The organism is Bacillus sp. JZ105 (assembly GCF_053903125.1).
In genome coordinates, this window is record NZ_CP096387.1 from 911,721 (window position 1) to 932,580 (window position 20,860).

Annotated in this window: 18 protein-coding genes; 13 read left to right on the forward strand and 5 right to left on the reverse strand. The window is 41.4% G+C overall.

Annotated features, from left to right (window positions below):
* The first annotated feature begins 75 nt into the window (after positions 1 to 75).
* The 5 genes from yhbH (at position 76) to M1D81_RS04595 (ending at position 4,810) form a co-directional block, all read left to right on the forward strand.
* Positions 76 to 1,239 (forward strand): sporulation protein YhbH, encoded by a 1,164-nt coding sequence (yhbH, locus tag M1D81_RS04575; protein WP_456265503.1) that lies wholly within the window; start codon positions 76 to 78, stop codon positions 1,237 to 1,239.
* Between the two features lie 364 nt (positions 1,240 to 1,603).
* Positions 1,604 to 2,236 (forward strand): HlyD family efflux transporter periplasmic adaptor subunit, encoded by a 633-nt coding sequence (locus M1D81_RS04580; RefSeq protein WP_024425324.1) that lies wholly within the window; start codon positions 1,604 to 1,606, stop codon positions 2,234 to 2,236.
* Between the two features lie 39 nt (positions 2,237 to 2,275).
* Entirely contained in the window at positions 2,276 to 3,895 is a 1,620-nt protein-coding gene (locus tag M1D81_RS04585) for a DHA2 family efflux MFS transporter permease subunit (RefSeq protein ID WP_456265502.1), read from the forward strand.
* A 17-nt stretch (positions 3,896 to 3,912) separates the two neighbouring features.
* Entirely contained in the window at positions 3,913 to 4,437 is a 525-nt protein-coding gene (locus M1D81_RS04590; protein ID WP_008358701.1) for an NAD(P)H-dependent oxidoreductase, read from the forward strand.
* A 13-nt stretch (positions 4,438 to 4,450) separates the two neighbouring features.
* Positions 4,451 to 4,810: a hypothetical protein gene (locus M1D81_RS04595; RefSeq protein WP_456265501.1), complete on the forward strand. Its 360-nt coding sequence runs from the start codon at positions 4,451 to 4,453 to the stop codon at positions 4,808 to 4,810.
* A 113-nt stretch (positions 4,811 to 4,923) separates the two neighbouring features.
* Here the strand turns inward: M1D81_RS04595 and cspB are convergent, their stop codons facing one another.
* The 3 genes from cspB to M1D81_RS04610 all read right to left on the reverse strand — a co-directional run bounded on the left by cspB (position 4,924) and on the right by M1D81_RS04610 (position 7,337).
* Positions 4,924 to 5,124 (reverse strand): cold shock-like protein CspB, encoded by a 201-nt coding sequence (gene cspB, locus M1D81_RS04600; protein WP_008349061.1) that lies wholly within the window; start codon positions 5,122 to 5,124, stop codon positions 4,924 to 4,926.
* 211 nt (positions 5,125 to 5,335) lie between these two features.
* Positions 5,336 to 6,427, reverse strand: a complete 1,092-nt coding sequence (locus M1D81_RS04605; protein WP_456265500.1) for a GGDEF domain-containing protein — start codon at positions 6,425 to 6,427, stop codon at positions 5,336 to 5,338.
* Between the two features lie 511 nt (positions 6,428 to 6,938).
* Positions 6,939 to 7,337 (reverse strand): spore coat protein, encoded by a 399-nt coding sequence (locus tag M1D81_RS04610; protein ID WP_456265499.1) that lies wholly within the window; start codon positions 7,335 to 7,337, stop codon positions 6,939 to 6,941.
* 151 nt (positions 7,338 to 7,488) lie between these two features.
* Between M1D81_RS04610 and M1D81_RS04615 the strand changes: the two genes are divergently transcribed.
* Positions 7,489 to 7,995, forward strand: a complete 507-nt coding sequence (locus tag M1D81_RS04615; protein ID WP_456265498.1) for a YhcN/YlaJ family sporulation lipoprotein — start codon at positions 7,489 to 7,491, stop codon at positions 7,993 to 7,995.
* 156 nt (positions 7,996 to 8,151) lie between these two features.
* Positions 8,152 to 9,024 carry a hypothetical protein gene (locus tag M1D81_RS04620; RefSeq protein WP_456267160.1) on the forward strand — a complete coding sequence of 291 codons (873 nt, stop codon included), beginning with the start codon at positions 8,152 to 8,154 and terminating at the stop codon, positions 9,022 to 9,024.
* Between the two features lie 25 nt (positions 9,025 to 9,049).
* On the opposite strand, the gene M1D81_RS04625 is transcribed toward M1D81_RS04620, so the two are convergent.
* Positions 9,050 to 9,694 carry a spore coat protein gene (locus M1D81_RS04625; protein ID WP_122632191.1) on the reverse strand — a complete coding sequence of 215 codons (645 nt, stop codon included), beginning with the start codon at positions 9,692 to 9,694 and terminating at the stop codon, positions 9,050 to 9,052.
* 144 nt (positions 9,695 to 9,838) lie between these two features.
* Between M1D81_RS04625 and M1D81_RS04630 the strand changes: the two genes are divergently transcribed.
* From M1D81_RS04630 to M1D81_RS04640, 3 genes are all read left to right on the forward strand, one after another.
* Complete coding sequence (locus M1D81_RS04630) at positions 9,839 to 13,219, forward strand: CheR family methyltransferase (protein WP_456265497.1); 3,381 nt, start codon at positions 9,839 to 9,841, stop codon at positions 13,217 to 13,219.
* An 87-nt stretch (positions 13,220 to 13,306) separates the two neighbouring features.
* Positions 13,307 to 16,210: a 5'-nucleotidase C-terminal domain-containing protein gene (locus M1D81_RS04635; protein ID WP_456265496.1), complete on the forward strand. Its 2,904-nt coding sequence runs from the start codon at positions 13,307 to 13,309 to the stop codon at positions 16,208 to 16,210.
* Between the two features lie 46 nt (positions 16,211 to 16,256).
* Entirely contained in the window at positions 16,257 to 16,823 is a 567-nt protein-coding gene (locus M1D81_RS04640; RefSeq protein WP_456265495.1) for a class D sortase, read from the forward strand.
* A 35-nt stretch (positions 16,824 to 16,858) separates the two neighbouring features.
* Here M1D81_RS04640 and M1D81_RS04645 read toward each other — a convergent pair whose 3' ends face one another.
* On the reverse strand, positions 16,859 to 17,767 hold the full coding sequence (locus M1D81_RS04645; protein ID WP_456265494.1) for an RluA family pseudouridine synthase: 909 nt from the start codon (positions 17,765 to 17,767) through the stop codon (positions 16,859 to 16,861).
* 109 nt (positions 17,768 to 17,876) lie between these two features.
* Between M1D81_RS04645 and M1D81_RS04650 the strand changes: the two genes are divergently transcribed.
* The 3 genes from M1D81_RS04650 to M1D81_RS04660 all read left to right on the forward strand — a co-directional run bounded on the left by M1D81_RS04650 (position 17,877) and on the right by M1D81_RS04660 (position 20,755).
* A complete protein-coding gene (locus M1D81_RS04650) occupies positions 17,877 to 18,224 on the forward strand; it encodes a DUF5365 family protein (RefSeq protein ID WP_025093310.1) in 348 nt (115 codons plus the stop codon).
* Between the two features lie 311 nt (positions 18,225 to 18,535).
* Positions 18,536 to 19,201: an HAD family hydrolase gene (locus tag M1D81_RS04655; protein ID WP_024425309.1), complete on the forward strand. Its 666-nt coding sequence runs from the start codon at positions 18,536 to 18,538 to the stop codon at positions 19,199 to 19,201.
* A 15-nt stretch (positions 19,202 to 19,216) separates the two neighbouring features.
* Complete coding sequence (locus M1D81_RS04660; RefSeq protein WP_012009394.1) at positions 19,217 to 20,755, forward strand: bifunctional GNAT family N-acetyltransferase/carbon-nitrogen hydrolase family protein; 1,539 nt, start codon at positions 19,217 to 19,219, stop codon at positions 20,753 to 20,755.
* Positions 20,756 to 20,860 lie beyond the last annotated feature (105 nt).

Below are 20,860 nucleotides of genomic sequence, written 5' to 3' on the forward strand. Positions count from 1 at the left end.
CTTGGATAACGAGCAGCATAGGATAAAGGAATCGATGGTTAGAAGAATTGTGGAAATAGGTGAGGAGGGGGATGGATGTCCCGGCAAGAAAAAAGTCAGTTTATTGTGTCTCAGGAAGACTGGTCCCTCCATCGAAAAGGCTATGACGACCAGCAGCGTCATCAGAAAAAAGTCAAAGAAGCGATTAAAAATAATTTGCCGGATCTTGTTACAGAAGAAAGCATCATCATGTCGAATGGTAAAGATGTTGTGAAAATTCCGATCCGTTCATTAGATGAATATAAAATTCGGTATAACTACGACAAAAATAAACATGTGGGTCAAGGCGATGGAGACAGCGAGGTTGGCGATGTTGTTGCGCGTGACGGCTCAGACAGCAAGCAGGGTCAAGGAAAGGGGCAGGGTGCTGGAGATCAAGCTGGTGAGGATTATTACGAAGCAGAAGTCTCATTAATGGATCTCGAGGAAGCACTGTTTCGTGAACTGGAGCTGCCAAACCTCAAGCAAAAGGAGCTTGACGACATCATTGTTGAACAAATTGAGTTTAACGATATTCGCAAAACCGGGTTAACAGGAAATATCCACAAAAAACGAACGATGCTGTCGGCATTTAAACGAAATGCGATGACAGGCAGTCCTTCCTTTTATCCAATCTACCCAGAGGATATCAAGTATAAAACGTGGAATGAAGTGACCAAACCAGAGTCGAAAGCCGTCGTTTTGGCGATGATGGATACGAGCGGAAGCATGGGGCTTTGGGAAAAATATATGGCGAGAAGTTTTTTCTTTTGGATGACACGTTTCTTACGGACAAAGTATGAGACGGTCGATATTGAATTTATTGCCCACCATACAGAGGCAAAGGTGGTAGACGAAGAACATTTCTTCTCACGAGGTGAGAGCGGGGGAACCATTTGCTCGTCTGTCTATCGAAAGGCACTAGAGCTCATAGACGAACGATACCCCCCGTCGCGATATAATATTTACCCTTTTCATTTTTCTGATGGTGACAATTTGACCTCAGACAACGCCCGGTGTGTGAAACTTGTTTCTGAGATCATGAAAAAAGCCAATTTATTCTGCTATGGTGAAGTCAATCAATACAACCGGCATTCTACGTTAATGTCAGCATATAAGCACATTCAGGATGAGAAATTTAAGCATTATATTTTGAAGCAAAAATCAGACGTGTTTCTCGCACTAAAAAAATTTTTTCAGCAGGAAGAAATTCATTCATAACGAACACATTTGAAAAAACCTTTCAGCATAAGGGCTGAAAGGTTTTTTGTGTGGAGAAGGAAAGGATCGCCAAAAAAAAAGTAAAACTTTCTCTTTGACATTTCAATTTTCATTTATTAATATTTAATCTTGTTAAATATAAGTTTTTCAAAAAAGATGCCGATTGTCTTTTCTTCTTTTTCTGCTCTTTGCTCATAAGTGAACAATAAGTATAAATGGGCTGCACACCATGATAGGGGCGGGGGGAGATCAAGGGAAAAGGACAGATTGTTGAGCTTGTTTCATATTCTGTCAGATGATGGGCATTCTAAGTTTGCTAAAGCAGATGACACTATATTTTTATACATGAAAGGAGAAACAAAACATGAACAGAGGGCGTTTATTGCTAACGAACATTATTGGCCTTATTGTGATTCTTGCCATTATTGCCGGAGGTGCTTATTACTACTACGAAAGCACAAACTTTGTTAAAACAGACGAGGCAAAAGTGACAGGTGACATGTATCAAATTACAGCACCAGCAGCTGGACAAATCAAAGGCTGGGATATCAACGAAGGTGACGAAGTCGAAAAAGACAGCACAGTTGCAAAAGTTGAAGGACAAACAAAAACAAACATTAAAGCAGTGGCTGATGGCACATTAGTCAAAAAAGAAGTACAAAACAATCAACAAGTGCAGCCTGGTACAGTTCTTGGTGAAACAATTGATTTAAGCAAGCTTTACATCACAGCAAATATTAAAGAAACAGATATTAAAAACATTGAAAAAGGCGACAAAGTCGACATCGTTGTAGATGGAGATCCTGATACAACATTTGAAGGTACTGTTGAACAAATTGGTTATGCGACAAACTCAACATTCAATATGCTGCCAGCAACTAATTCAAGTGGTAACTATACAAAAGTAACGCAAAAAGTAGCAGTGAAAATTTCAATTAAAAATCCATCAGACAAAGTACTTCCAGGTATGAATGCTTCTGTCAAAATTTCATCTTAATGATGATTGATATCAAAAAATGAAAGGAGGTTGTCTGAGATGGCAAATCAACCTGCAGCGACAAAACAGGGAACAGGCTCCTTGTCTTTACTGATCATTTTAATGGCCGGTTTGTTCGTAGCGATTTTAAACCAAACGCTTTTGAACGTAGCCATGCCTCATTTAATGACAGAATTTAATGTGAGTGCAACGACGATTCAGTGGCTGACAACAGGCTACATGCTTGTCAACGGTGTGCTGATTCCGTTGTCTGCTTTTTTAATCACACGTTTTGGACAGCGCAGCTTATTCCTAGTGGCTATGATCTCGTTTACACTAGGTACATTTATTTGCGGCATTGCGCCAAACTTTTCAACGATGCTTATCGGCCGTTTGATTCAGGCTGTCGGCGGCGGTATCTTACAGCCGCTCGTCATGACAACAATCCTTTTTATTTTCCCTCCGGAAAACAGAGGGAAAGGAATGGGGATTTTTGGTCTTGCGATGATGTTTGCTCCTGCAGTAGGACCGACATTATCTGGTTACATTATTGAACATTATTCTTGGCGTATTATGTTTTATGGACTTGTGCCAATCGGTGCGATTGTCATTATCGCGGCTTTCTTTATGTTTAAAAATATTATAGAGCCTAAAAAAATTAAGCTGGACAGTCTTGGTGCAATTCTTTCAATCGTCGGTTTTGCTTCTCTTCTATACGGAGTGAGTGAAGCAGGAAGTGATGGTTGGACAGATCCGATCGTCTTATCTACGATTATTATTGGTGCGATTGCGATCATTCTCTTTATTTTCCAACAGTTGAAAGTTGATAATCCGATGCTTGATTTCCGCGTATTTAAATACAGCATTTTCTCATTATCAAGTGTCATTAACGTCATTATTACGATTGCCTTATATACGGGGATGTTCTTACTTCCGATTTATCTGCAAAACCTCGTTGGGTTTACGGCATTGCAATCTGGGCTATTAATGCTTCCAGGGGCACTTGCAATGCTCATTATGTCCCCGATTTCAGGAATCTTGTTTGATAAATTTGGACCTCGTCCGCTTGCAGTTGTGGGGATGCTCATTACCGTTGTCACGACATATGAGTTTACAAAGCTGACCATTGATACTTCTTATAGTCACATTGTGCTCATGTATGCAGTACGTGCATTTGGTATGTCACTTCTTATGATGCCGGTTATGACAGCAGGGATGAACCAATTACCGCAGCACTTAAACAGCCATGGTACAGCGATGTCTAATACATTAAGACAAATCAGCGGTTCCATCGGTACGAGTTTGATCACAACGATTTATACGAATCGGACGACATTCCATTATTCCAATATGGCGGATCAAACAAATACAGCGGACCCGTTCTTTATGAATTCATTCCAGGCGGCTGTATCGAATGTGATGCATCATATGGGCATGACAGCAGAAGCTGCTCAAAAATATGTATCCACCCAGCTCTTTACGAAAGCACAGGTTGATTCAAACGTAATGGGCATCAATGATGCTTACATGTGGGTGACATTATTCTGTGCGGCTGGTGTCATTCTCAGCTTGTTCCTGCGAGATGTACGTAAGGATAAAAAGCGAAAAGAACAGCAGCATAAGAAACAAGAAATATCACTGCTTCCAGCACCTAAGGAAGCAAACCAAGATGCAAGATAAGTGTGGAGGGACCGTACATGAAAATTTATGTTGTATACGATAGTGAAGGTGACCATACAAAAGCACTTGCAGAAGCGATTGCAGCAGGCGCAGGTGAAACAGAGCAAGCTGAAGTATTCATTGATCACGTGAAAGATGCGGATATTCGCAAGCTCGATCAAATGGATGCGATCATTTGGGGCTGCCCTGGTCACTTTGGTACCATTAGTTCTGGGTTAAAGACATGGATTGACCGTCTCGGCTACTTATGGGCAGAAGGAAAACTAATCGATAAAGTCGGTGCTGTTTTCTGTACAACTGCTACAACACACGGCGGTTTAGAAATGACAATGCATAATTTGATTACACCAATGTTCCACCAAGGAATGCTTGTTGTCGGCCTTCCTGGAAATGTTCCAGAGAATGCTTTATACGGTTCTTATTATGGAGCTGGTGTGACATGTCCGATCGATTCAGATGAAGTGATTTCGGCTGAAGGCATTGAACTTGGAAAAGCACTAGGAAGACGTGTAGCATCAGTCACTGCATCATTTAAGCGATAAGGAGAGGGTTCTTTTGGCGACGATTATTGTAGCGTTAGTAGCTGCTGTTCTAGTCATTATTGGATTAGTAGCGTTCAATGTCAGACACGCATCAGCCGATAAGGAAGAGATCAAAGAAGATGTCTCTAATCAGCCTGACGTGCCGCATAGCGAGTCAGAAGCTGCGGCGAGACCTGTAGAGCCTGAAGTTGAAAAAAAAGCGTCAGAGCCTTCTCAAACGGATGATGCTGTGTCTGGCGACGATTTCTATAGACAGGCGCTTCAAAAGTTTAAGCAGCCAGAACCACCTGTCAAAGAAGAAGAACCAGAGACAAAAATGAATGATGATATGTATCGTTCTGTTTTGCAGAAGTTAAAGCAGAAGGACAAATAAAAAGAGAACCTCTCAGCAGGTTCTCTTTTTTTTATAGCACAAAAAAACCGCCGGCAGAAGCCGAGCGGTTTTCCTTCACTCTATAAAGTGCTAAAAGAGCAGATGCTCTTAAATTACGCTTTGTTAACGTTAGCAGCTTGTGGTCCACGGTTACCTTCAACGATTTCGAAAGAAACTGATTGACCTTCTTCTAAAGTTTTGAAGCCTTCGCCTTGGATAGCAGAGAAGTGAACGAATACATCGTCTTGACCTTCTACTTCGATGAATCCGAAACCTTTTTCAGAGTTGAACCATTTTACTTTACCTTCTAACATGAAATTTCCTCCTAAAGCGATCTTAACGCTTAAATTCACTATTCTTGCTCTTACACAAACTTCAAAGACGAAAACTCTTTCAAAACTTTCTTCTTAAAGATGATACGAACAAAAATAATTACCTTTACTTTACCAGTGTTTGCGGGAAAAAACAACTGTTATACGAAAACTTTTTTAAAAATAATTAGCGCTAACAAATTGAGGAAAATGCCTATGTCAAAAGGTCTTTTGTTCTCTCTGAAAAGCTCACTTGATTTCGGCCAGACTCCTTCGCTTTATAGAGCTCCTGATCAGCTATAATCGGTAATTGATTGATGTCTGCACCAGTTCCAGGAGAATAAGCACACCCAATTGATACCGTAGTGTGAATGGACATGCCATTTTTTAAATAAATCGGCTGATCGGCTATTTTTTTTCGTAAGCGTTCTGCAATCTGCCATGTTTTTTCGATTGTACAATTTGGTAGCAGGACAGCGAATTCTTCACCGCCAATCCGCCCAATATAATCAGAGCTTCTTGTGTTTTTAATCAGCCTTGTACCGATTTCTTTTAAAACAATATCTCCCTCATGGTGCCCATATTGATCATTGATGGTTTTGAAGTAATCGATGTCTAGGTAAATAAGGGACATTTGATGGATAGGCTGCTTCAACTTCTTAGTAAAAGCATCACTTAATACCTCATCGAACTTCCGTTTATTTAAAACACCTGTTAAAAAGTCGTAATGAGCTTGGAATTTGTATAAATTTAACAGCTGGTATGCTTTTGTTTGATGCTCAATGACATAAAAGTTAAACAGTCCAGCAATATATGAGAAAATCCAATAGGCAAAATGCAGCTGAAATGATGTCTCATGAACGACCATGATAAACAGGCTTGTGGCAACCACATTACCAATCGTAATGGATAACAGCATTTTCACAACATGATTCATATGACGCTCTGCAATCAAAAAAGAAGAGGCTGCGATAAACATCATGGAAAAAATATTGATGGAAGAAGCGATATTGGCTTCAATTAATAATCGGCCAATGATCACAACAAAAGCTGCAATCATTGTTTGGGTGATGCCTCCATAAAAGGCCGTTAAAATAAGGGGAATATGTCTTAAATCGATGATCGCTGGTCCTGTTTTAATAGAGAAGAACATTAAAAGGACACCGAGTAACCCAGAAAGCATGCCTTTGCATATTTGTCTGAGCAAGGTATCTTCTTTCTTCAGAAAATTCTCTTTAAACACAAGTATAAATAAGTAATGGAAAGTGACAAGAATTGTTAAATTAATAAAGAGGTCTCTTAGCAAAATAGAATCACCTTTTTAAAATTACTAAAATTTGTTGCAAAAGAAAAGGGGAAAAAAGATAATTAATAAAAATTTTAATGATAAGGAATTGAAGAAAATGCGAGGAGAACATTTTCCAGATCAAACGGACTGGCTTTCTTTTTTTGAAAAAATGCCAGATACCGGATTTGAAAAAGAAATGCCGGTTGAATATCAAGATTTGACGTTTCGGTTCGAGAATCAGGAGGAGCGATTTGTTGTGAACATGTCGCTTGCTATGAAGGAGTTTAGCTTACACGTCGTTCGGAAAAAGACCGAATCCGTTTTAGGAATATATGATTTTAAAACAGTGCAGCATGTAGAAATTAAAAAAGATCGGAAGGAAGAAAAGGAGCTTTTGCTGATATTAGAGCATCATGACGACTTCATCACAACAATCGAAATCACATTTCTACCTTTCTTTTGTCTTATGGTCAAAGAATTTTTTCAGGAGAATAAACAGGAGCCTCTTTTTATGAAGGCTCCTGTTTTATTATTTGTGCTCGATGTCATTGATGACTTGCTGGATCGATTCATCATCCATCACATTCATCACACTTTCATCAATGTGAAGAGATTGCGCATAAGACTCTCTTGGCTGATGAGTTCTTGATGGTGATTGGTGCTGGTTCGTTTGATTTGGCTGGACAGCTGTGAATGCCTGCTTGATCATTTGGCCAACTTCACCTGATCCTTTTGATTCCTTATGTGAGCGGGACTCATGACGCGATGAATCTTGGTGCTGATGGTTTGCGCCTTTCATCATTGAAGACATATTCATTTGTGTCATGCTTTTCATTCTTCTTCGTAAAACCGGGGAGAATAATGCAATGATTGCTGTTGATACTGCGATCATTGCGCCAGTACTCATACCTTTTCTTTTTTTAAACAAACGAATCCCTCCATTTGATCTTAATGATCTTTCATCAAGATTAGGATGACCAATCACAGCTGAATTATGAATTCATTTTGCGGGTACAGAGGATGTGTGCATAAAAAGCCGGCTGGATGAAAAACCTATGAGCAAAAGGAGGGAATAATTGATGAATAAGAAATGGATGCTATCTTTACTGCTCGTGCCAACATTAATCACGGCTGGGTGTGGAATGAACAACCAAGGCGATGAACGTAGAGGAACAATGAAACGGCAGTATGAAAATGTCACATATAAGAATGACAACATGAGACAGGATCAGCCAGATGTTCAAACACCTCAGAAGGTCAAAGTATCAGATAAGGCGTCAGAGCTCGTAGCCAATATGTCTGAAGTGAAAACAGCGAACGTGCTTGTCACAGGAAAAAATGCATTTGTTGCCGTTGTGCTTGAAGGCAATAAAAGCGGTGATGTGACGGACGATCTGAAAAAGAAAATTTCAGACAAAGTCAAATCAACGGATCAACAAATCGACAACGTGTATGTATCTGCTAATCCAGACTTTGTCGATCGTATGGAAGGTTACGGAAAACGTATTAGAAGCGGAGAGCCAATTTCAGGATTTTTCGATGAATTTACTGAAACGGTTAGACGTGTCTTCCCTGAATCAAAATAGCTACGACAAAAGCCGTATGTCATATGCGGCTTTTTTGTTTGGAACCGCACCTCGCACATCTGACTGCATAAAGTAAAAAATATATCACCTCTTGTTGATCTTTGTTTCTTCATAGAGAGAGAAAGAGGGTGCAGGATGAATTCAGGTGGGGAGCAAATGAAAGCAAGGCCGTCATTGATTCATAAAAAACTTGTAGGCGGAATAATTGCAGCAGGTCTGATTTTTTATGCTTTCACCGCGTACTTGATTTATGTTGCGTTTCAGCTGACAGGACAATATTTGGAGCAGTCTTCCCCTAAAACGGTTATCACGGAGGGACTCAATAAGCAAGTCTATGAACATATTCGAATCTACTATGCAGAGGAAGAGGACGCTTTTGTTGATCTGACCATAGAGGCCATGAAGCAGGCAGAGAAGAGGACAGCGTCAGTGTTTCAATTTGAAGCAGACAGACCTTTAGACGTTATTTATTTTGATGATAAAGAGACGATCGAACAAATGGCTGGTATCAAGCATATTACGGGGTTTTACTCCGATCATGATCAAATGATTGGGTTATATCCAGATAAACGGGAAGCATTATTGAAGAAAGAGACACTGCCTTTATACTTTTTCAATACGCTTTTTCTCCATGAGTATGCTCATTTTATTTTCTATGAAAAGGTCCATTCATATGAAGTATCACCAGGCATTTTTCCGCTTTGGTTCCACGAAGGAACAGCAGAGTGGACGGCCTATGACGTGTTAAATGCTACGTCTGAACGCTTCGACGTGATTCCTTTTCAATCTCTTCATTCTGATCAAGACTGGCAGAACTCCCGGGTGACATATGAGACAGATGTATATTTACAAAGCTACTATATAATCTATGAACTGGTGCAGCTTTACGGACGAGACATCATACATGAGATCATGGAGGAAACTGCGAAAACGGGCCAATTTGCTAGCGGCTTTGAACAGGCGACGGGTGAGAGGCTCTCAGATTTTGAAGAACAGTTTAAAGGAATGTATCAAAGAAAAAACGGCTGACCAGAGAAGAGGGTCAGCCGTTTTTTTAATGAAGAGGCCTTTGTTGATCTGCCTTGCTAGGAGGCATTTGAACCTGCCCCTGAAGCGGTGCAAAAGCTGATGTCATGGCTGTCATGTCTTGTTTGGAAAGCTGAGGAACTTGATAGTAGCCATGCTTGTTTTGATACAAGAAGATTTCATAGGCCATTTCGATAAAGTTCGGGATCTGAGCAGCAAGCACACGTCTGACAACAGGGTTTGTAACTTCTAATGCGGACATGGAAAGCAGCCCAGCGTGTGATTTGACTAGACTGAGCATATGTCCTGTGATGCCTAAATCTTTTACATCCTGTAATGACTGATTCGGCTTCTTCGGCTGAGAAGGTTTGATTCCGTATGTCACTTGTGTGTGTTCTTTCATCATATAAGTAGCGGTTTCTTCACTAGGCTTTTGGCCTGTAGAAAAACAATCTACAGTGACATTGTACTGGGATAAAACGAATTGATATTGTCGATCCAGAATGTCGGATAATGCAGGATCTTGAATAAATTGCCGCAGGATCATATATTGATCCAAAATATTAATTGTACCGGCTAAAATTTCATGTAAATCGAATAACTCATGCCCGCCATGGTTGAGCTCAGGCTGCTGAGCGCTTCCTTGAAACATTGGCTGCTGATCGTTTTGCATTGAGATTCCTCCTTTTGTTTATACAATCTGTTTTAATGTGAGGATGTTTTCACGTTTTCATGCAAAAAACATTATTTACAATTAGAGGGTTTTCTTTCTTTTTGTCGAAAAAAAGTATCAGACGAATGAACATGGGGGTACCAGATGCAGGACAAAATCATTAATCGTTTGATAGAAGACGAACATGTGCAGGCACCAGTGATCGGCATCGGTGTTTCGCCGTTTGAACAGCATCATCTCGAGGCTTTTTTTCAATCGTTGCCACATGAATTAAATGCCTCTTTTATTGTTGTGCAAAATCATGTGACAGGCGATTGTATCACAGATTTAGAAGCACTTGTTTTACCGATTGGCTACCGGGCAAAAACGATTAAACATGGTGAGAAAGTCATGGAGAAGACCATCTATTTTTGTCCGCAGCATGCGGTTGTAACGTTAACAGAAGATCATCGGCTTCATGTATCAGAACAGCTGCCAGCAAACAAGGCATGCTCTGTCGATTCACTTTTTAAGTCACTTGCCAGTGTTCAAAAGGAAGAGGCGTTTGCGATCTTTTTTCAAAAAGGTCATTGTGTGGGGAGTGGATTGCTTCGGTTGGTTGAGCAAGGCGGTACAGCCTTATCATGCAGTGAGGTAGAGAGTGGTTTTGACAGCATGTATCATCACACATTCAAAAATCCATCCACCCTTGCAGTTTATATGGCCAATATCATCAATGTCCCGCATGCGGATGAGACGGATCCGGCTTTACTAAGAATCATTGAACGTCTCGAAATGTATAAAGGGATTGCCTTTTCAACCTATGAAAAGAAAAGGCTGCTTTCTGTTATTCAAAAACGCATGTGCACTGCAAACGAACCGATGTCATTATTATCAGAGTACGATCGTTTATTAGAAAGAGAACCAGATGAGCTTGATCGCCTGCATGCCCAGCTCCTAAGCGGCACGACTGCTTTCTTTAGAGATATGGAGGCTTTTCGAGTATGTGAACAGAAGGTGATCCCGTCAATCATCGATCATTCAATGAACAACGGGAAATCTCGATGCCGAATTTGGATTGCGGGATGTTCGACAGGGGAAGAAGCGTATTCTTTTACGATTTTATTTTTAGAAGAAATGAAGCGAAGAGATGTGTCCATTGAACTTCAAGTCTTTGCGACAGATATCAACCGAAAAGCCATTCAAATAGCTAGTAAAGGTCTTTACTCGATAGAGTCTATGGCAAGCATACCGGAAAAATGGCGGGCGCGATATTTCGAAAAAAAAGGTGACGCTTTTATTGTGAAGCAGTCGCTTAGAAAACATATTGTTTTTGCTCCTCACAATTTATTGATTGATTCACCTTTTATCCACCTCGATTTTATCAGTTGCCGAAATGTTCTGATGTACTTTGAGCCAGAAGTACAAAAACGAGTATTATCCCGATTCCAATATGCTTTAAAAGATCAAGGGGGGTTAATCTTAGGGCCAAATGAAACTGTTCCCAATATTCCTCTATCGTTTCAATTGTTCAATGAGAAGTGGAACATTTACACCTATTCAAATATTCCTGCATCCAGTGTCCCTTGGGTATATGACGCTCGTGATGCCGAGTTAAAAAAGCGAGCTGCACAATATATGGAAGAAGTGAGCGGAGAATATGACGCATGCATGGTGATCAATGATTGTGACAAAATTCTGGCGATGTCAAATGGGGCCTATTCCTTCTTAGACCGTACAGAAGTGTCAGATCAATCATGTGAATATGTGACACCTGATTATTTGAAAGAGATGTTGAGTCAAACCTTTCAAAAGGTGTGGACGGACGAGACAGAGGTTGTGTTTCAGCATGTCCTCATTTCAGAAAAAGGAAAAAAGCAGTATGCAGATTTTATTGTAAAGAGTTTTGATCACCGTTTTAAAGGGGTATACGTCATTCTCATTCGAATGAATGAGAGAGGGAAAAATCAAAAGAACAGCAGGGAAAAAGAGATGCCAGATCAGAATTCAGTTTATCAACAGCGTATTGTCGATTTAGAAAACGAACTCAATGAAGTTAAACAAAAAGAGCAGGAGGCAAGGGCTCAATTAAAAGCGAAAAACACGCAAATAGCGGAGCTTGAGAAAAAACACGAGCATTTTATTAATATCATAAACAACTTAAGGGTAACAAGGGAAGAACTGTATAGACCTTCTGTTAAGCCCCAGCTTGCGACGTTGTTTGTGGACCGGGACATGAATATTCGCTATTACACTCCTACTGCCGCCTCTTTATTTACTTCAGCTCAAATAAGGCAACAGCAATCCTTTCAGGCGATGGCTAAGAAGCTTACGCAGGAAACGCTCTATCATGACATACAATCGGTTATCTCGGACAGGCGCGTCATCGAACGAGAAATTGAAACGAATGAAGGAGAACAATTCACTGTCCACATCACACCTATCTTTGATCAAGATCATGAGGGAGCGGTGATGACATGGATCAAAATGACGGAAATGACAAAAATCAAACAGTCACTCCATCTAGCGATAACAGCACTGGATAACAGCCATATTCATATTGTTGTTGCAACAGAGGAAGGGGTCATTCAATGCGTGAATCAGCGCTTTTGCCAGTTTGTACAGCAGCATGAATATGACCTGATCGGCAAAGATATTTTTTCTGTCTATCATTCGCTGTGTCAATGTGATGATTTAGAAAAGCAATGGGACGTTTGTTTAAAAGAAGGCAGCTGGACTGGTGAGCTGTACTTTCAGGATTTATCAGGCCGTGAACGATGGGAGAGGGTCTCTTTACACCGAATTGATGATCCTGACAAAATGCAGTCAACCGTGATGCGGATTTCAGAGGACATCACCAACCAAAAGCAGTCAGAGAAAATGCTGATGAAGTCAGAAATGCTGTCCGCAGTTGGTCAGCTTGCAGCCGGCATCGCCCATGAGATACGGAACCCGCTGACATCGTTAAAGGGATTTTTACAGCTGATGATTCAAAGTAAGAAATATCAGAAGGATTATGCAGATGTGATGATGTCTGAATTTAATCGGCTTGAAGCCATTATTAATGAATTCCTTGTGCTCTCTAGAAGCAAATCGGTGAAATTTGAGCCGGTACATGTCAATCTTCTGCTCGAAGAAGTGATCATGGTCGTTGAATCACAGGCGGTTTTAAAAGGCGTGTCTATTCAGAAGAATTTGTCTCCGTCGCTGCCAAACATTCAAGGTATACCGAATGAGCTGAAACAAGTTTTCTTAAACATTCTTAAAAACGGTATTGAAGCGATGGATGGTGTGACAGGTGTCATTCAAGTCACATCCGTATTGGAACATAGTCAGATGATGCTGATTTTTGAAGACCAGGGAAAGGGCATACCAGAAGATGAAATAGGGAAACTGGGTGAACCTTTTTATACAACGAAAGAAAAAGGGACTGGCCTTGGTTTAATGATGACGATTAAAATCATTGAAAGCCATGGCGGCAGCATTCGTTTTGAAAGCAAAAGCTTTGAGGGGACACGAGTGATTATTACGTTTCCAATAAGTTGACAGACATAAGATTTACAAGAAATCCATCTACCATCAATATTTACTTCGTACACTATGAGAGATGAAGCTCTGAAGGGGAGATGTCTAATGAAACGTGTTCGATCCATTCGAATGATCTGCTGTTTGGTTTTGGTGATCTTTAGTCTGCAATCCTTGCTGCCTGGCATAATCACAGCAGAACAAGCCATTGCGTCTGAAAAGCATGAAACGATTTGGAACCAAAAGAAGCCAATGAAAATCAAGAAAGCCCGTCAGCTGATCGGAGAGACGGTGACGGTGAGCGGAATTGTGACTGCTGACCAAGCTGCTATAGGCAATGGGAAACTGTCAACGTACATTCAAGACAAAACAGCTGGAATCAATATTTATTCAGCACAGCAAAGCAATTTCCCAGAACTAAAAGCAGGCATGAAGGTGACAGTAACGGGGAAGATCACGTCTTATAAAGGACTGATTGAAATTGTGCCGGATCGAGATCGTCTGAAAATCGATGGTGTGAATCAAACTTTGCCAAAGCCGAAGCGAGTCTCCATGAAACAACTAGAAACGGATCAGGCACGTAAACATGAAGGAAAACTTGTGAAGGTCAAAGGCTATGTTGAATCAAAACCAGAGCAGCCGGCTGGCGGTGGATACAATGTAGTGATCATTGATAAAACATATCACAGCACCATCCTTAGAGTGATGGTGGATACAAGTGCCATTGATGAAGTAAAGACAGGGAAATGGTATGAGTTTACAGGAGTGTTAAGCAGATATGATATGCTGCAGGTGCTTCCAAGACACAAAGGTGATGTCAGTCTGCTGAAACGCCAGCCGAAGCCGCCAAAAATCAAGAAAGAATACGAGGCAACGGTTGACCGGGTAGTGGATGGTGATACGATTCATTTAAAAAAGCCTGTGCTTGGTACAACAAAGGTGCGCTTTGTGAATATGGACACGCCGGAAACGTACCATAAGCCAAAAAATGAATTAGATCAAAACCAGCTGCGTTTTGGACAAAAGGCGGCGGACTATTTAAACACACTTCTTTCAAGCGGAGATAAAGTCACATTAAAGATTGGTCCTGAAGCGAAGGACGCCTATGGACGTCTTTTAGCTCAAGTGAAAACTAAAAAAGGGGTCAATACGAATTTAGAGCTTGTGAAAAAAGGATATGCCCCTACGTATTTCATCTGGCCGGTTGGAGATGAAAAGGACTATCAGATGTTCCAAAAAGCTGTCAAAGAGGCAAAAGAAAAAGGGCTGGGCATTTGGAATGAAGCGGATCCGCTGCTGGAACAGCCGTTTGAATTTAGAGCACGTGAACAGAAAAAAGGACTGACACGCTACGTCGGTGATTCATCAGCGAAAACGTACGTATCGCCTGACAGCTGGAAAGAAATCGCTGTAGATAAACGCATCTTTTTTGCTTCAAAAGAAGAAGCAGAACAGGCTGGCTATCAGCCGGCAGAGGATGCTGGGGAAGTACCGTTAACCATTTTAAGCATGAATGATTTACACGGAAAAATTGATCAACAATACGAGCTGGATCTAAAAGGTGATGGCAATAAAGGAACGTACGGACGGATGGATTATGTGTCGGCTTATATGAAACAGAAACAAGCAGCAAACAAAAATACGATCACAGTCCATGCTGGAGATATGATAGGCGGCAGCTCTCCAATATCGTCTCTTCTGCAAGATGAACCAACAGTTGAACTCATGGAGAACATTGGCTTTGATGTTGGCACGGTCGGCAACCATGAATTTGATGAAGGGGTGGACGAGCTATTACGTATCATAAATGGCGGAGATCATCCTAAAGGCACAAAGGGATATGACGGGCAGAATTTTCCGCTCGTTTGTGCAAACTGTGAATACAAGGATACAGGCAAACCACTTTTACCTGCTTATGAAATCATGGATGTCGAAGGAATCCCTGTAGCATTTATCGGTGTTGTAACAAAGTCAGCCGCAGGAATGGTGATGCCAGAAGGGATTAAAGACATTCAGTTTACAGATGAAGTCAAAGCTGTAAATGAAGCCGCGAAGGAATTAAAACAAAAAGGGATCAAAGCCATTGCGGTCTTAGCTCATATGACGGCCTCTCAAAATGGAGATACCATCACTGGAGAAAGTGCGAAACTTGCCAAAGAAGGCGATGATGAAATTGATGTCATCTTTGCGGGGCATAATCACGAAGTGGTAAACGGAGAGGTCAATGGGAAATTAATTGTGCAAGCCTTTGAATATGGGAAGGCCATTGGCGAGGTCAATGTAACACTTGACCGCAAAACGAAGGATATTGTCAAAAAGAGTGCAAATATCCAGTATGTAGACCAGTCTGGTATTGAAAAGGACAAGGAAGCAGCCGGCATCCTAGCTCATTACGGGAAAGAAGTTGAGCCGATTATTAGTGAGGTAGTTGGAGAAGCTGGTGTTAAAATGGAAGGCGGCTATTCAAATAATGGAGACACGCCGCTCGGTAATTTGATTGCTGATGGCATGAGGTATTCTATGAAAAGTGATTTTGCCATGATGAATGGCGGCGGCATCAGGCAAAACCTTGAAAAAGGGCCGATTACGTGGGGAGATCTGTTTAATATTCAGCCCTTCGGCAACGTGTTAATTAAACTGGAGATTAAAGGGAAAGACTTAGCTGAGATCATTGAAGCGCAAATTTCTCCTCAATTTGGACCAGATTATAGCATTTCGGGCTTTTCATATTCCTATGATCCGGTAACATATAAAGTAGTCGACTTAAAGCTGCCAGATGGATCAGCCGTTGTGCTTGATCAAACATATACACTCACGGTGAATAACTTTATGGCAACTGCAACTGGCAGTAAGTATGCACCGATAGGAAGACTGGGGAAAAATCCTGAAACAGGTCCAGAGGATTTAGAAGCCACTGTCGCTTTTGTGAAGAGCTTTGAAGGAGCTTCCATTGTGTATCAAAAAGAAGGACGCATCCAAAAAGCAAAACAAGAAGAAAAAGCAGCAAGCTAAAGAGCGTATCATCTAAGAGAAATGTAACAGGTAAAGGAGTTTAGGCATGAAAAAGTGGCTTGCACTTACTGTGATGACAGCAGGAATTGTCTTGCTCGTCTGGGGAATTTGGCAAATCGCCTCTACGCACCTTCAAACAGCACAATCATTAGAAGACGCGAAGAAAGCGGTAGCGGACGATCAAAGAATGTCAAAGAAGCAGTTTTCTGCTGAAGTGGGGAAAGCCTCTGGCATCCTGACGATTCCGAAATTAAAAGCAGACCTTCCCATTGTCGAAGGGACAGATGCGGATGATCTTGCCAAAGGAGTCGGGCATTACAAAGGCAGTTATTACCCTGATCAAAAGGGACAAATCGTCCTATCTGGCCATCGCGACACGGTATTTCGCCGAACAGGGGAATTGAATATTGGCGATCAGCTGAAAATCACTGTGCCGTATGGTGAGTTTGTTTATGAAATCACACATACGAAAATCGTGGATCAGCATGATACTTCCATTATTACTTTGCAGAATAAAAAGGAAGAGCTCGTGTTAACGACATGCTATCCATTTCATTTCGTCGGCAATGCACCAGAGCGGTACATTATTTATGCAAAAAGAGCATCTGTCTAAAGAAAAAGAGCCTGCATCAAACAGCAGGCTCTTTTTTAATGAATGATCTCGTCCATGAGCTGAGCCATATCTGGTGGAAGCGGTGCTTCTATGCTCAATTGCTCACCTGTAAAAGGATGTGTCATGTCTACTTGTTTGGCATGGAGCGCGCATCTGTTGATATGATGACGAGCTCCGCCATAAAGTGTATCTCCGGCTAAAGGGTGCCCAAGACTGCTAAGATGGACTCGAATTTGATGTGTTCTTCCCGTCTCAAGCTGCAGCTTGACGGCTGTCATTTGCAGGCGTTTATTGATGTCCATGACCTGAAAGTGAGTCACAGCATTTTGACCAGTAGGAGAGATTCTTCGTCTGACGGCATGATGCTTGTCACGGCCGATCGCTGCCTCGATAGTGCCTTTCTTTTTCTTGAAAAGTCCTTCTGCGATAGCGATGTAGGTTCGGCTGATCGTTTTTTTAGAAAGCATTTGATCAAGCACAGCTTGAGCTAATCTGTGTTTGGCAAAAATGACCGTGCCGCTTGTGTCTTGATCTAGTCTGTGAATATGTCTCACTCGCTTTTCCTCGCCATTTGCTTGAAAATGAAAGGCCACAAGGTTTGCCAGTGTGCCCGTTTGTCCCTTTTCATTCGGGTGCGTTGGTCGTCCAGCGGGCTTTTGCACAATCAATAAGTGCTCGTCCTCAAAGAGCACCTCTAATTCACCATATTCTGGCGTCACATCACTTTCTTCCGTTTCAAATAAATCGATCAGGATGTGATCGCCTGTACTGACTTTTGCCACGTGATGGGCAGGCTTTTGATTTAAACGTATTTTTTGATGCTCCATCCAAAAATGGATAATCGGTTTTGAGGCCGACACGGCTGTTTTTAAAAACTGACTCAGTGAAGTGTCATGATCCTGCTCACCTGCTTTTAGCGAGAGCGTGTGTCCGTTAATGTTCATGATATTCGTTCCTCTCTTTGGGTATATATAGGAAACACTTACCTTGGCGAACGCCTTTTTTTCTGTGCTATTCTGAATGGAGAAATAACGACAGAGAGGTAGATGCCACGTGAGAATAATGAAAGCTGCTACAGACCTGCAAGAGCAGGCAATTGAAGAAATATCAAAGGATGTTGAAGATCTTCTATCCCATGCTGTCGGTGAAAACCCAGCTGCGCGTCAACAAGAACGCCCGCTGACCTTTGTTGAAGGGGTTTATAACGGAACGATGGACGATGCTTTTCGTATTTTATCGGGACTTCAGCTATTACATACCATTATTGTAAAACCTAAACGCCATATTACAAAGCGTGATCGTGAGCTATTCGAGCGAAACCGTAAGCAGGTCAATGCATGCGGCTTTTCTTTTCCATTTGATTTAGACGATTTTGCCAGCCGCCGTCTTCAAAATGCGTAAAAGTTGGTGTGAACTTCCTTGTTAACTTATAAGGCTGCCGCACATACTATTTTTAAGGGAACGGAGAAACCTTTAGATCTGTAATACCAAACCCGCTCTTTTTCAACTTTGCCTATTTCTCCACGAATCGGAGCGCTTGGATCTCTTGCAGAATAAACCGAACACGGGTAGGAGCCTGACAAAATTGGTACAGGCTCCTTTTATACATAATTATTTTAGCAGACATTCATCTTTGAAAGTCAATTTTATTCACGATATGATAGCATTGAGTATCATATTAAAGACTTTCGTAAAAAAAAGGAGTGGCCTCGTTGGTAAAGGCGATTATATTTGATTTTGACGGATTAATTTTAGATACAGAAACACATGAATATGAAGTTTTACAAGAAATGTTTGCAGAGCATGAGTCGGAGCTGCCTCTTTCTGTATGGGGCAACGTCATTGGGACGCAGGCAGGCTTTAAGCCTTTTGAATACTTAGAAAAGCAGCTAGGAAAGACGCTCGATCATGAGGCACTCACAGCGGACCGGCGTTCTCGTTTTCAAAAGAGAATGAAGGATGAATCAGCACGACCTGGCGTAGAAGCTTATTTACAGGCAGCGAAGGAGCTTGGGATCAAGATTGGCCTTGCTTCCAGCTCAGACTATAAATGGGTGTCTGATCACCTGAAGCAAATTGGTCTTTTCGATTACTTTGAATGTATTCGCACGTCAGATGATGTGGAAGAAGTCAAACCAAATCCAGAGCTTTATTTGCAGACCGCAAGCTGCTTAGGTGTAGAGCCAAAGGATTGTGTGGCATTTGAGGATTCAGTGAATGGATCAATTGCTGCCAAACGCGCAGGCATGAAATGCGTCATCGTCCCAAACAAAGTGACGAGCACGCTGCAGTTTGAAGAATATGATGTCAGATTAGAATCCATGGCTGAAATCGAATTGCTCCAGCTATTCCATCAGCTTGAAAAAGAGGATCAGTAAGGGGGCAAAAACATCATGGCAGAAAAACTCGATTTAACGCGGTTTGAAAAAAGAATGGTGATCCGTAATATCCGGGAAGAAGATATTGACCGAATCATCGCCTTGCAGGAGGTATGCTTTCCGGGCATGGACCCTTGGAAACGAGAGCACCTTGAAAGTCATCTTGAGCATTTCCCAGAAGGTCAGTTTTGTGCTGAATTTGAGGGAGAAATCATTGGCTCTTGTTCAAGTTTATTAATTAACTTTGATGAATACGATGACCGTCATACTTGGCAGGACATCACAGATGATGGGTACATCACTAACCATAATCCAGATGGGATGAATATGTATGGAATTGAAGTGATGGTTAGTCCTGAATACCGCCGCATGAAAATTGGCCATCGTTTATATGAAGCAAGAAAAGACTTAGCGAGAAGATTAAATTTAAAAAGCATCATCATTGGCGGACGCATCCCGAATTATCATAAATACCAAGAGGAAATGACGCCTCGTCAATATGTGGAGCAGGTCATGCTTCACCAAATTTATGATCCTGTTTTATCTTTTCAGCTGTTAAATGAATTCAGCCTCATGCGGATCAATCCGAATTATTTGCCGGATGATAAGGCATCGAGCACATATGCGACGTTAATGGAATGGAACAACGTCGATTATCGTCCGCAATCGAAGAGATATTATAAATCGGCATTCCCAGTTCGTATTTGCGTCATTCAATATGCGATGAAACAAATTCATTCCTTCGAGGAATTCATGAATCAGGTGGAGTATTATGTTGATGTCGCATCAGATGCGTCAGCTGACTTTGCCGTATTCCCAGAAATTTTTACAACGCAGCTCATGTCTTACTTAGAGGAGCGCTCCCCAAGTCTTGCAGTACAAAGGATCACAGAATATACCGAGGACTACATTAATTTGTTCACAGACCTTTCTGTGAAGTACAACATTAACATCATTGGCGGATCCCATTTCGTTGAAGAGGAAGGGAAAATCTACAATATCGCTTATTTATTTAGACGTGATGGAACGATTGAAAAGCAATATAAGCTCCATATCACACCGAATGAAAGAAAATGGTGGGGGATTTCAGCAGGTGATCAGGTTCGGGTATTTGATACAGACTGTGGTAAAATTGCGATCCAAATTTGCTACGATATTGAATTTCCTGAGCTTGCTCGGATTGCAGCTGATAAAGGAGCGAAAATTATTTTTACTCCGTTCTGTACAGAAGACCGTCAAGGCTATTTAAGAGTGCGTTACTGTGCACAGGCTAGAGCGGTTGAAAATCAGATTTATACCGTTATCTCAGGAACTGTCGGAAACCTTCCGCAAACCGAAAATATGGATGTCCAATATGCACAGTCAGCGATTTTTGCCCCATCTGACTTTGAATTTGCAAGAGATGGGATTGTAGGAGAGTGTAATCCGAATATAGAAATGGTTGTCGTTGGCGATGTCGATTTGGAAATTTTAAGAAGACAGCGGCAAGATGGAACGGTACGTCAGCTCAAAGACCGAAGAAGAGACGTGTATCATATTGAATATAAGAAATAATGAAAGGAAGCGCCTGTCACAAGGCGCTTCTTTTTGATTAAGAGACATAGTGGCAGCACGAGCGCTGCTACCTGTTCAAGATCAACTATTGCCTAAATAAGACGG

Excerpts from the sequence above, each read along its gene's own strand:
- yhbH (WP_456265503.1), top strand. The coding sequence starts at position 76 with ATGTCCCGGCAAGAAAAAAGTCAGTTTATTGTGTCTCAGGAAGACTGG.
- M1D81_RS04580 (WP_024425324.1), top strand. The coding sequence starts at position 1,604 with ATGAACAGAGGGCGTTTATTGCTAACGAACATTATTGGCCTTATTGTG.
- M1D81_RS04585 (WP_456265502.1), top strand. The coding sequence starts at position 2,276 with ATGGCAAATCAACCTGCAGCGACAAAACAGGGAACAGGCTCCTTGTCT.
- M1D81_RS04590 (WP_008358701.1), top strand. The coding sequence starts at position 3,913 with ATGAAAATTTATGTTGTATACGATAGTGAAGGTGACCATACAAAAGCA.
- cspB (WP_008349061.1), bottom strand. The coding sequence starts at position 5,124 with ATGTTAGAAGGTAAAGTAAAATGGTTCAACTCTGAAAAAGGTTTCGGA.
- M1D81_RS04615 (WP_456265498.1), top strand. The coding sequence starts at position 7,489 with ATGAATAAGAAATGGATGCTATCTTTACTGCTCGTGCCAACATTAATC.
- M1D81_RS04620 (WP_456267160.1), top strand. The coding sequence starts at position 8,152 with ATGAAAGCAAGGCCGTCATTGATTCATAAAAAACTTGTAGGCGGAATA.
- M1D81_RS04625 (WP_122632191.1), bottom strand. The coding sequence starts at position 9,694 with ATGCAAAACGATCAGCAGCCAATGTTTCAAGGAAGCGCTCAGCAGCCT.
- M1D81_RS04630 (WP_456265497.1), top strand. The coding sequence starts at position 9,839 with ATGCAGGACAAAATCATTAATCGTTTGATAGAAGACGAACATGTGCAG.
- M1D81_RS04635 (WP_456265496.1), top strand. The coding sequence starts at position 13,307 with ATGAAACGTGTTCGATCCATTCGAATGATCTGCTGTTTGGTTTTGGTG.
- M1D81_RS04640 (WP_456265495.1), top strand. The coding sequence starts at position 16,257 with ATGAAAAAGTGGCTTGCACTTACTGTGATGACAGCAGGAATTGTCTTG.
- M1D81_RS04645 (WP_456265494.1), bottom strand. The coding sequence starts at position 17,767 with ATGAACATTAACGGACACACGCTCTCGCTAAAAGCAGGTGAGCAGGAT.
- M1D81_RS04660 (WP_012009394.1), top strand. The coding sequence starts at position 19,217 with ATGGCAGAAAAACTCGATTTAACGCGGTTTGAAAAAAGAATGGTGATC.